Source organism: Nodularia spumigena CCY9414 (assembly GCF_000340565.2).
GTDB lineage: Bacteria > Cyanobacteriota > Cyanobacteriia > Cyanobacteriales > Nostocaceae > Nodularia > Nodularia spumigena.
Map to the genome: position 1 here is coordinate 3,876,110 of NZ_CP007203.1, position 12,114 is coordinate 3,888,223.

7 protein-coding genes are annotated in these 12,114 nt (G+C 42.4%); 4 read left to right on the top strand and 3 right to left on the bottom strand.

The window, feature by feature from the left end:
• Positions 1 to 202: 202 nt before the first annotated feature.
• Positions 203 to 757: a 1,2-dihydroxy-3-keto-5-methylthiopentene dioxygenase gene (locus NSP_RS16885; protein WP_006194997.1), complete on the bottom strand. Its 555-nt coding sequence runs from the start codon at positions 755 to 757 to the stop codon at positions 203 to 205.
• Positions 758 to 1,037: 280 nt separating this feature from the next.
• On the opposite strand from NSP_RS16885, the gene NSP_RS16890 reads away from it, so the two are divergent.
• The gene (locus tag NSP_RS16890; protein WP_006194998.1) at positions 1,038 to 2,486 is read left to right on the top strand and encodes an FAD-binding domain-containing protein; all 1,449 of its coding nucleotides are present in this window, start codon (positions 1,038 to 1,040) and stop codon (positions 2,484 to 2,486) included.
• 3 nt (positions 2,487 to 2,489) lie between these two features.
• Here NSP_RS16890 and NSP_RS16895 read toward each other — a convergent pair whose 3' ends face one another.
• Positions 2,490 to 3,020, bottom strand: coding sequence for a ferritin-like domain-containing protein (locus NSP_RS16895; RefSeq protein ID WP_006194999.1), 531 nt, complete (start codon positions 3,018 to 3,020; stop codon positions 2,490 to 2,492).
• A gap of 377 nt (positions 3,021 to 3,397) precedes the next feature.
• On the opposite strand from NSP_RS16895, the gene NSP_RS16900 reads away from it, so the two are divergent.
• Positions 3,398 to 6,958 (top strand): hypothetical protein, encoded by a 3,561-nt coding sequence (locus NSP_RS16900; protein ID WP_006195000.1) that lies wholly within the window; start codon positions 3,398 to 3,400, stop codon positions 6,956 to 6,958.
• 58 nt (positions 6,959 to 7,016) lie between these two features.
• Here the strand turns inward: NSP_RS16900 and NSP_RS16905 are convergent, their stop codons facing one another.
• Complete coding sequence (locus NSP_RS16905) at positions 7,017 to 7,967, bottom strand: NAD-dependent epimerase/dehydratase family protein (protein WP_006195001.1); 951 nt, start codon at positions 7,965 to 7,967, stop codon at positions 7,017 to 7,019.
• A 666-nt stretch (positions 7,968 to 8,633) separates the two neighbouring features.
• Here NSP_RS16905 and purD point away from each other — a divergent pair.
• Together purD and nblS are read left to right on the top strand one after the other, a co-directional pair.
• Entirely contained in the window at positions 8,634 to 9,911 is a 1,278-nt protein-coding gene (purD, locus tag NSP_RS16910; RefSeq protein WP_006195002.1) for a phosphoribosylamine--glycine ligase, read from the top strand.
• 254 nt (positions 9,912 to 10,165) lie between these two features.
• A complete protein-coding gene (gene nblS / locus NSP_RS16915; RefSeq protein WP_006195003.1) occupies positions 10,166 to 12,112 on the top strand; it encodes a two-component system sensor histidine kinase NblS in 1,947 nt (648 codons plus the stop codon).
• The last annotated feature ends 2 nt before the right edge of the window (positions 12,113 to 12,114 follow it).

A 12,114-nucleotide genomic window follows, 5' to 3' on the forward strand; every position in this document is an offset into this window, starting at 1 on the left:
GCTGACTCAGATGTGATATCAGCACTTACAAACAATTTTGGACTTTTATTTATTTGCTAAACCAGAATTTTTGCACTTTATTGTTCAATCCCACACTCCAATCACCATGCATCCCCACCCTATGAGTACATTGAGAGTGGGGACTTTCGCTACCAGACGGGGGTTTGAACCTCCTGCGGGCGATCGCTTTCCCATCACAGTTTTAATACGGCTTATTGAGATAATCACTCAACTGAGTCCCTGTATAATTAGGAACCCATCCTTCCACAGTTGTAAAATAGCGTACCGCTTTACAATGCAACAATGCCGTAGGACTACACCAATGTTCCACACCTGCGGGAATGTGGATATAGTCTTGGGACTGAATTAACAGCTGTACCTGTTTACCATTGGGTTTGACAAAACCAAAAATCATTTCTCCTGCCAATATGTAGAGAGCTTCAGGCGCAGTATGATGATGGTAACGGCTGTAAGTAGCAATCAAATGTTGGATATTGGGCGAACCTGGATGCAAATTTAGCAAATCAGACCACAGATAGCCGTTTTCTTGCTGGATAAATTCAAAAACTCCATGATGTAGTTCTATTATCTGTTGTTTGTCTGAGTCAATTAAAACGTCTTGTTCTAGAAGATGGGGGAAAAGTAGTGATGTTCCTGGGTCATAATGTTTCAAATGGATGCCAAGAGGCGCGATTTCTCCCACTATTTCATCTAAATCGCGCTTGATTGTGCCGTTGTCTAGTAATAGGATGGGCATGGCAAAAATACTAATTAGCTACTTGGAATTAAAAAGAGTATATTTAACTTTAACTCAATAAGACACAATCCCGATAGAGATACCGGAGATTATGCTTTGATGAAATTGTACTAGACATTGAGCGAATTTAAAGATGCTTTTTCCAAAACCCTTGTAGAGACATTCCATGCAAAGTCTCTACATTATTTATGATTCGTCTCTACATTTTTGATCATCAGAATGATGCTCAAAAATACCATAAGGGTCTAAGCTAGTACAAGCGAACTAAGATGGGTGTGGTATGTCTGACTTAATTTTGTTTTGGCATCGTCGTGATTTACGTATTTCTGATAATACAGGATTAGTGGCGGCTAGAGAGCGCAGTGCCAAAGTTGTGGGCGTGTTTTGCCTTGATCCTCAAATTCTGTCACGGGATGATGTCGCCCCGGCGAGAGTCACCTACATGATGGGCTGTTTACAAGCACTACAACAGCGATATGCACAAGTTGGTAGCCAATTGTTAATCCTACATGGCAATCCTGTAGAAGTTATACCAGCTTTAGCAAAAGCGTTAAATGCCAAAGCTGTATTTTGGAACTGGGATGTAGAACCCTATTCTCAAACACGCGATCGCACAATAATTGATATCCTAAAATCAAACAGCATTGAATTTCTGCACGAAAATTGGGATCAGATTCTCCACGCACCAGACGAGATTCGTACAGGTACGAAAAGTCCTTACACTGTTTACAGTCCTTTCTGGAAAAACTGGAGTAGCAAACCCAAAGCCAAATCAGTAGAAACACTGCAAAATGCCGCAGGTTTAACGGAGGCTGAACAGGAAATTGCTAAACAAGCGGGGGTTATTCCATTACCCACAGCTAGAGATTTAGGATTTATCTGGGATGGAGAATTAAGTATTTCCCCTGGAGAAGCCGCAGCCCAAGAAAGATTACAGGAATTTACTGACAGTGCAATCACTGAATACCAAGAACAGCGTAACCTTCCTGGTGTTGATGGTACATCAAGATTGAGTGCAGCTTTGAAATTTGGTGTGATTGGCATTCGTCAGGTGTGGGAAGCCACTTTAGAGGCGCAAGAATTTAGCCGCAGCGAAGAAACAGCAGCTAGTATACGTACATGGCAACAGGAATTAGCCTGGCGGGAGTTTTATCAACACGCCATGTATAATTTTCCAGAATTGGCTGAGGGTGCTTACCGTGACACGTTCAAAAACTTTCCTTGGCAAAATAACGATGAATATTTTCAGGCTTGGTGCGAAGGGAGAACTGGCTATCCCATTGTAGATGCGGCAATGCGCCAATTAAATGAAATGGGTTGGATGCACAACCGTTGTCGGATGATTGTGGCTAGTTTTTTAACTAAAGATTTAATGATAAATCCCCAATTGGGAGAAAAATACTTTATGCAGAAGTTGATTGATGGTGATTTATCTGCTAATAATGGCGGTTGGCAATGGAGTACTTCTAGTGGTATGGACCCGAAGCCATTAAGGATTTTTAACCCTGCTAGTCAAGCACAAAAATTTGATGGGGAAGGAGAATATATTCGCCAATGGGTATCAGAATTACGGTCTGTAGATACAGAATATTTAGTAACTGGTAAAATTCCCCCTTTGGAACTTCAAAGTATTGGCTATCCTGCACCAATTGTAGATCATAAGGTGCAACAAGGTTTATTTAAAAAGATGTATCAACAGCAAAAAGCCCTCAGTAGTTCTGAATCTTGATAGCTAATTACCCGCACAACGTTGAAAAGCAGGAAGATGGTTATTTTGAGAAACATGGCGAAGTTGGAAAAACGCCTCTCGTAAATCTGTTTCCTGCACAAATTCTAAAAAGCGGTTATACATTTGGACATTAGCTATTTCGGATTCTACCCCTGTTTGACAGGCAGCTTGGAGAGTATCGGGCGCTGGGATATTTCCCATAAAAGTATCAGCAGGAATCGGGATTCCGTATTTAGTAAATAGGGAATTCCACAAAGAAACGTGTCTATCTTCAGCATGAACAATGTTGCTAAAAGGACGCACTTCTCCAAATTTGTTGATTACTGATGTATAAAAAGCACGGGCATAATATTCATCGTTAATGGCATCAATCATTGCCTGTTGGGTTTTTTCATCTAACTGATTAATAAGATAATCAGCAGAAATTGGGCTAGTGTTGCTAGTGGCGATCGCTACACCACACAAACCACTTTTGTTTCTATGATTTAATCTGGATATTTGATGATGTCGGCGGCGGTTTCTTCGACCATTCATAATTTCTTCCTCATCTTTTCCTTAAGTAAGAATTTTATATCTGTTGGTTGAATTATGTCCCACTGCCATTCCTATTGCTTCCTTCTTCTGTCCAGTTTTGGGTACTCCTAATGGGATAGTCAGAATATGCAACCATCGAAGACTAATCTCTCGGAACTTCTTAACTAAGTTTATATTTATAATTCTACATATCAAAATATTTACAATTTTGAAAAGTTTATTGATAAAACTTTACTATGTGTGATCGGGGACTAGAAAAAAGAGGATCAAGTTCCCAATTTTTCCTGCGTAGTCAATAAAAATAAGTGGCATAGCGATCGCATAAATTCACTGTTGACGAATAATGATATAAGTGTCTACCGATATGATTACGGCTTATGCCATCTCCAGACCAACATTTAAAAATTGAACTCAGCCTACCATCTTCCCACCCGCAATTACTAGAAGGATTGGATGTATGGTTGCGCTTGGGTTTAATTTCCGATATCCAAGTTAGGCAACTATCCCGACAGTTTCTTGTTTGTTCGGTGGTATTAGAACCCCTAAATCGACCTGAAACCGTCACTGTTTCTGATCCTGTAAAAGCTTTGCCTGTAGAAGCTTTAGCATCTAGTAGCCGCAGACAAACGCCCAAACAACCACCAGAACCCAACTTCCTCAGCTCAATTTTGCAGTCTCTGGGGGCTGAATTGAGTGTGCGTTGGCTATTGTTTTTAGGTTTATTTCTGGTTGTGCTTTCCTCTGGCTTACTCGCTGCTAGTCAGTGGGAGAGATTTCCGGCTTCGGGACAATATGGCGTTTTATTCCTTTATACCTTAAGTTTTTGGGGGTTTAGCTTTTGGGCTGGGAGACAAGATAATCTCAGGTTAACAGCTCAGACGTTGCTAATTGTCACCCTTTTATTAATCCCGGTGAACTTTTGGGCAATGGATAGCTTTAAGTTATGGCAAAATCCTTTGGACTGGTTGACAGTGGCGATCGCCTGTCCTACCCTAACATTTATTACCATTGCACTCTGCAAAAATCGCGCTGTTTTTAGCAACTTACCCACAGGGAAATTACCTCTATTTAATATTCTGGGGTTAATTTATTTACATTGGGGTTGGCAAATCCCCAACTTTCCCGTAATTGCCATTTACCTGGCAATGGTAGGTACAACTATCATTACTATTTATCACAATCGCTACCCACAGCAGCCCCCCATTACCTCAGAAAATCCCAGTGAACAGCCGAATAACTTAGGTATAAACTTATTCGCTGCTGTCATTATTTATGCGTTAGTAGTGCTATTAATTCGAGCCATATTTGTACATGGGATAGATATCACTCAATTAGGGTTAGCCATTGGGATTTGTGGCTGGTTAGCAACTTGGTTAGCCCAACACAGAGATTCTTCATCCCCTTGGCAAATCCTGGGAAGCATTTTATTATTCCTTGGTTGGCTAGTAACGGTGTTCAATCAACCAGCACAAGCAATAGCCGTGAGTGGATTGGCTTTGTGGTATGTGGGTAATCGCTTACAAAGATATAGTTTTAAGAAGGACTTAGCCATATTTTTTGCCATTGGTTTACAAGCAGTTTGGCTGGGTTGGCGGTTAGTACCTTTAGATTTACAACAAAGTGCGATCGCTCTTGCAATTCAACTCACTAATTCTCAAAATGAACCCTGGGCATTCTTGAGTGTCGCTTTATTCCCTTATTTAATATTCATGGTGGTAATCACTGAGAAGCTAAATCGCGCCCAAAAGCCGGAATTAGCGAAATTTGGTGAACTGCTCACGCTCGTATTTGGTGCTTTTTTAACCACAATTGCCACTGTAAATCCCACATTGCGAACTGCTGGCAGCAGCGCTTCGCTATCGCTCAATTTACTCTTTTCTACCATCACTCTCGCAGTAGTCACCAAACGCCGTTCCCCTGTCCCCATTCCCTTGGTATATCTGACTCACATCACGGGGGTGCTGACACTTGCTTCTACAATTAATTGGCTATTACCAAATCTAGATTTACACATCTGGGCAAGTATTTTACTCGCTCTGATGGTGGCAGAATGGGTATTTAGTCTGGGAAATGGATTATGGCAAAGTAGCTCCTGGTACATCGGTTTAGGGCTGGCTATTGTGAGTTTTAATCTCCTGTGGATGAATAACCAAGTCTCTTGGTATAACGACGGTATTCTCAATCATTGGGGGATTATTTGGCTAATTACGCCTTTAACTCTCACAGGTTTAGCCAGTCGCACCACTGCACAACGCCGCACTACAAATACTTTCTTAAGTGTTCTAGCTGTGTGCATGACTCAGTTATTAACTTTACCACTGCCTGGAATCAGATTAATTAGTCTGGGTGTGGCTACGGCTGTCATGTTTGCAAATACGCGCTATTTAAGACACCAAGCCAATGCGGGAATTACAGTTGGTTTTGGCTTGAGTTTAACCGGGGCGTTGCTATGGAAGAGTATACCTGAACTTAGTATAACTGGGTGGTTTGTTGTCGGTGCGATCGCCATCCTCAGTTTATGGTTAGCCAGAACAGTTCTCAGCCGCCGGGGTAACGAATTAGCCACTATATATGCAGTAGCTTGTGATGGCTGGGCGATCGCATTATGTAGCATTGAATTAGCTACAATGACACTGCACTCGGCGTTAGTATATTTTGGGTTATTTACCCCAGGAATATTATTTTTAACAGCCACAACTATCACATTAGGGGCAATTGTCTATCGAAGTTGGCAGTATCCCACAAATTGGGCATTTTATGGCATCGGTTGGTGTGTAGAATTGTTAATTGCTGAGGGATTAGCCTTTGGAGAACGTTCCACGATCAAAATTGCAGTTGCTAACATCGCCTTGGGCTTAATCGCCCAACTTTTAGGAGAGTGGTGGCGACGCAAACACCAATTAGCCAGAATTCCCACTAGCTTGCATATTTTACCATTAATCTATGGTGCATTTAGTGTCCTGCTGCGTTTAGATACCTTTAGCGCTTGGACTGGTTTATTTACTTTAGGTGTAGCTTTAATTCTCATTGGTGTGGGGCGAAGAAATACATCTTTCAAACCTCTATTGTATTTAGGCATCATTGGCGTATCAATTTCCGCCTATGAACTGCTGTTTTATCAAATGTCCCAAACCACCGGAGGCGCATTAGGTGATGGTTTAATTGCCATGTCAGCCCTGGGGACTAGCATCATGTATGCTTATCGCATCCTCACACCTTGGATTGTCAGCTATTTACGTCTCACTCCCCCAGAACTGAAAAGAATCGCCCATCTGCATTGGTTTTGGAGTAGCGGCTTATTAATGGCGGCCATTCCCCTTCCCATTGACATTAACCGTTTGGTGGGATTAGCCACTGGGGTATTTTTAATTAGATATGCCATATTTCAAGGAAAGGGAACCCCGCAAACTCCCCGCATCTTTGGTATCATCACCATCGGAGAATTGTGGGTTTACCTCGGATTCTTAGAGATAGCTGCTATGCGAGTGTATTGGCGGGAAACAGCCGTAGGACAGTGGTTAGGTGGTCCCTTAGTGCCTTGGAATAGTGCGATCGCCTGCGTAATTGCCTATTTTTTATACATCTTACCTTGGGAAAATTGGGGTTGGTCGAAAAGACCTTGGCAACAAGCCGCATACATCGTACCCCTAATAATTATATGGGAAACCAGACTGCAAGTTTCCCCCATTGCCTTACTCATAGCAGCTGGGTTTTATATCTTCCTGTCCAAAATGGGTAACAACATTCGTTTTACATACATCAGTGTGGCAATAATTGATTGGGCATTATTTCGCTGGTTTGATAGCATCAGCCTCACAGATGCTTTGTGGTATGTGACACCAATGGGATTGTCACTGCTGTATATTGCTCAAGTAGATCCTCTGTTGAGACTACCAGAGTATAAAACAGCAGAGGACACAGAGAACACAGAGTTATGAGGGTTTGAGAGGTTATTGGGTTAGGTGATCTCGGATTTTTTTATTTGTCAGTCCCTTATCAAGCATACAACGCCTTCACCCATTGCCATTCCTGCGTCAAACCCTCCCTCAAAGAAACTTGGGGCTGATATCCTAAAATTTGCCGGGCTTTCGAGACATCAGCAGCAGTATGGCGCGCGTCTCCCATCGCCTTTTCGATGTAATTTTTTTGAATGGGTTTACCAACTATTTCTGCCATAGTTTCCAAAACTTCTGCTAAAACTACCCTGCTACCACCGCCAATATTAAATATTTCACCCACGGCTTGGGGTACAGTGGCGGCTGCTAAATTGGCAGCTATGACATCACTCACAAAGGTAAAGTCTCGCGTTTGCTGTCCATCACCGTAAATGGGAATTGCTTCATCCTGCAATATAGCTTTGAAAAATTTATGGAATGCCATATCTGGGCGCTGTCTGGGACCATAAACTGTAAAATAGCGTAATGCCACCATCGGTACACCAAAGTTTTTGTGATATAGTCTACACAAACGTTCAGCTGCTAGCTTGGTAATACCATAGGGCGAAACCGGTTGCGGCGGAATTTTTTCATGGGTCGGTAATGTTTCGGCATCGCCATATACACTTGATGTAGAGGCAAATACTAATCTTTTCAGATCTTGAGCATCTTTGGCAGCTTCTAGCAAAATTTGTGTGGCACTAATATTGCGTTCTGTATAATTTCGGAACCCTTCACCCCAACTTGCTCTGACCCCAGCTTGTGCCGCCTGATGGTAAACTACCTCAACATCTTGCAGCAGTGTCTGCCAATCTAAAAACTGAATATCTCCGGCAATTAAAGTAAAATTAGGTGCATTCTGTAAATGAGCAATACTTTTGTGCTTTAATATAGGATCGTAGTAATCGTTGAATTGATCAATCCCAATCACTTCTTTTCCTTGTTGCAGTAATGCTTCCACAAGATGGGAACCAATAAAGCCTGCTGCTCCAGTAACAATAGTTTTAGCCATATTTTCTATCTGAATCTATTGATGTGTTTTTAATCTTTTTCTTGATGGGTTGATACTTACAGCACTTTGCTAGTAGATGTAGTCTATTAAAAGATAATTAACCACAGATAAACACAGATAAACACAGATAAATCTATACTTTATTTCCACGAAAGTTGCTGTATAGTTACTATAGTTCATCCGTGAGCAAGTTTTTTAGAGGATGTTTTAAAATTGAAAAATTAATGATCAATATCAATACTGTTATCCTGTATTCATAGTTTGGCAAATACCCAGAAGTTGATTGTTGTTAATAGTACTTAAACTGAATTATGGAAAAACGAACCACGAAGGACACGAAGGACACAAAGTTAAGAAGGTTTCCGAGAGTTCTTGCGTAAGTCCTGGTTAAAAGTAGCGCGATTATTCTTTAAATATACAAGTTCAATTAGTATAATTTTTAATGCCATTAGCAAGGCAGATGTTCAGGGTCTTGCATTAGCATCATAATTGATGAAAAAATTGATCCGCGAGAGCCGCTAGTACCGCAAGGCGGAAGTCAAAAGTCAAAAGTCAAAAGTCAAAAGTCTGACTTTATAGGCTTTTGATTGATTTTAAATGGTTGTCCTATTTACGCCGTACTGTACTAGGGTGTTCTCGTTTCACAAGGAACGCACGAGGAAATTAGTGAAAGTTTTAGTTGTCGGTAATGGGGGGCGCGAACACGCTCTAGCCTGGAAACTGTTAAAATCTCAGCAAGTTGAGCAAGTTGTCTGTGTACCAGGAAATGGCGGTACTGCAAGTCTGGAACGTTGCCAGAATTTGCCTTTGGCTGTCGATGATTTTGAGGGGATGAGCCGATACGCTCTGGAAAATGGCATTTCTTTGGTGGTAGTAGGGCCAGAAGTACCCCTGGCAATGGGTATCACAGATTACCTCCAAAGTCAAGGACTGATGGTATTTGGGCCTGGGAAAGCTGGAGCGCAAATTGAAGCGAGTAAGGCTTGGGCAAAGGCTTTAATGCAAGAAGCGTGGATTCCTACAGCCAAAGCTGCGGTATTTACTGAGGCAGCAGCAGCTAAATCCTATGTAAAAGCACAGGGAATACCCATAGTAGTCAAAGCCGACGGTTTGGCAGCAGGTAAGGGTGTGATAGTTGCTGGAACTTTAGAACAGGCTGAAAGTGCCATTGATGCGATTTTTCAAGGACAGTTCGGTAGTGCGGGCAATTTTGTTGTTGTTGAAGAATGTTTGATGGGGGAAGAGGTATCAGTTTTAGCCTTGACTGATGGGTTAACTATTCGCCCTTTGCTACCAGCGCAAGATCATAAGCGGATTGGGGACGGTGATACAGGGGAAAATACTGGTGGAATGGGAGCTTACGCCCCCGCACCGATTGCTACACCAGAGTTAATGTCACGCGTTCAAACCGAAGTCTTGGAAAGAGCGATCGCCTGTTTAAGATCCAGAGGCATCGACTACCGAGGCGTGCTGTATGCTGGATTAATGATTGCCCCCGATGGCGACTTGAAGGTTTTAGAATTTAACTGTCGCTTCGGTGATCCGGAAACTCAGGTAATTTTGCCACTGTTAGACACACCCCTAGAAGAATTGATTTTAGCCTGTGTCCAGCAGCGTTTAGGCGAAATGCCCCCCATAGCTTGGAAACAGGGCGCTGCTGCCACTGTTGTCGCCGCTTCCGGTGGTTATCCGGGGGCATACGAAAAAGGCAAAGTTATTACTGGTATTCCAGAGGCGGAGGCCGCAGGTGTAACTGTATTTCACGCAGGTACGAAATTAAACCAGCAACAACAAATAGCCACAGATGGGGGACGAGTGTTAAATGTGACTGCTATCGGCAAAGATTTTCCGCAGGCGATCGCTCAGGCATACACTGGGATCAAATCCCTGGAATTTGAAGGGATATATTACCGAAAAGATATCGGTCATCGAGTCCTGAAGTAGAAATTATTGCTGGTTTGCGCGCTACGCGATGTCTAAGGCGTGGCGCATCTCACCTCACAACGAAGACCACAGTATGATTAAGGTGTAGTAGACATAGATCATTGACCTTATCTGCCGCAATTAAGTACAACCTACCCTTGAAAGTTGCCATCTCATCCGTACCTTCACCTTTCAATTAACATATTTATCAAATTAACTGTTAATTTTTTAGTTGTTGGGTTGAATAAGCGAAATTACTAACAACTTTGTTGAAAATGCTGGCTCCTTTAAAAACAATCCGAGAAGCAATTGCTAACTGGTGGACTGAATTCACCCTCCAGACAAAACTTTTGGCTGTCGCCACTTTAGTAGTGTCGTTGGTCATGAGTGGTCTGACCTTCTGGGCTGTGAATACAATTCAGCAAGATGCTCGGATGAATGATACCCGCTTTGGTAGTGACCTAGGACTACTACTTGCTGCTAACGTTGCTCCCCTCATAGCTGACCACAATCTGACTGAAGTTGCCCAATTTTCCCAACGCTTCTACAGCAGCACCTCTAGTGTGCGTTATATGCTGTACGCTGATCAAACTGGCAAAATATTTTTCGGCATTCCTTTTTGGGAACCAGAGGTAGAAAACTCCCTGACCATTGAACGACGCATACAACTGCCAGAAGATTACACCAATGACCGGGAAAAGCCGATGGTGCGGCAACACATGACCCCAGATGGCGTAGTCACCGATGTATTTATCCCCCTGATTGTCGATCAAAAATACCAGGGTGTATTGGCGATTGGTATCAACCCGAATCAAACCGCAGTTATTTCCACTAATTTTACCCGTGATGTGACTATTGCCGTTTTTATCACAATTTGGGTGATGGTGATTTTGGCAGGAGTCATTAACGCTTTGACTATTACTAAGCCGATTAAAGAACTGCTAGTAGGGGTAAAACAAATTGCGGCGGGTAATTTCAAGCAGCGCATTGACTTACCTCTAGGTGGCGAACTGGGAGAGGTAATTCTCAGTTTTAACGAAATGGCAGAGCGTCTAGAGCGTTATGAAGAACAAAATATTGAAGAATTAACCGCAGAAAAAGCCAAATTGGAAACACTGGTTTCTACAATTGCCGATGGTGCTGTGTTAATTGATAACAGTATGCAGGTGATTTTAGTTAACCCCACAGCGCGGCGAATTTTTGGGTGGGAAGGGATACAAGTTGAAGGTAGCAATGTTTTACATCATTTGCCTTCAGCAGTGCAGATGGAAATTACCCATCCTTTGTATGAAATGGCCGCAGGTGAATGTGAAAGTGCCGAGTTCCGCATTCATTTGAACGAACCCACCAAGCGTACTGTCCGCATTCTCTTGACTACTGTACTCAATCTCCAACGGGAGAGCATCAAAGGTATTGCCATCACTGTTCAAGATATTACCCGTGAGGTAGAACTGAATGAGGCAAAAAGCCAATTTATAAGTAATGTTTCTCACGAATTACGCACGCCGCTATTTAATATCAAATCCTTTATTGAAACTTTGCATGAGTATGGCGAAGACTTGAGTCTAGAACAACGGCAAGATTTTCTGCAAACTGTCAATAATGAAACCGACAGACTTACCCGTTTAGTTAACGATGTTTTGGATTTGTCCAAGCTGGAATCTGGACGCAGCTACAACTTTGGTGGGGTGGATTTAGCCCAAGCTATTGAGCAAACTCTGCGTACTTACCAACTCAATGCTAGGGACAAAGGCATTACACTCATTCAGGAAGTACCCCTGGATTTGCCTTTAGTCTTGGGTAATTATGATTTATTGTTACAAGTATTAGCTAATTTGGTGGGTAATTCTCTCAAATTCTCTCATTCGGGTGGTCAAGTAGCCATTCGCGCCTACCAATTGGATACCAAGCCTAATTCACACAATCAGCAGGCTCATGTGCGGGTGGAAATCTCCGATACTGGTATTGGTATTGCTCCAGAAGACCAACAAGCAATTTTTGACCGTTTTTTCCGTGTGGAAAACCGAGTTCACACCCTAGAAGGTACTGGCTTGGGTTTATCAATTGTCAGAAATATTATGGAAAGGCATCGTAGTCAAATGCATCTGGTGAGTGAAGTGGGTGTCGGTACTACTTTTTGGTTCGACTTAACTATATTTGAAGAACAGCCAAAAATATTAGTTGATTCTACGGCTGAAACTATGACAATTCCTACTGTCTAACC

What these genes read in the sequence shown, in the direction of transcription:
- NSP_RS16885 (WP_006194997.1), bottom strand. Translation starts at nt 757, where the DNA reads ATGCCCATCCTATTACTAGACAACGGCACAATCAAGCGCGATTTAGAT.
- NSP_RS16890 (WP_006194998.1), top strand. Translation starts at nt 1,038, where the DNA reads ATGTCTGACTTAATTTTGTTTTGGCATCGTCGTGATTTACGTATTTCT.
- NSP_RS16895 (WP_006194999.1), bottom strand. Translation starts at nt 3,020, where the DNA reads ATGAATGGTCGAAGAAACCGCCGCCGACATCATCAAATATCCAGATTA.
- NSP_RS16900 (WP_006195000.1), top strand. Translation starts at nt 3,398, where the DNA reads ATGCCATCTCCAGACCAACATTTAAAAATTGAACTCAGCCTACCATCT.
- NSP_RS16905 (WP_006195001.1), bottom strand. Translation starts at nt 7,967, where the DNA reads ATGGCTAAAACTATTGTTACTGGAGCAGCAGGCTTTATTGGTTCCCAT.
- nblS (WP_006195003.1), top strand. Translation starts at nt 10,166, where the DNA reads ATGCTGGCTCCTTTAAAAACAATCCGAGAAGCAATTGCTAACTGGTGG.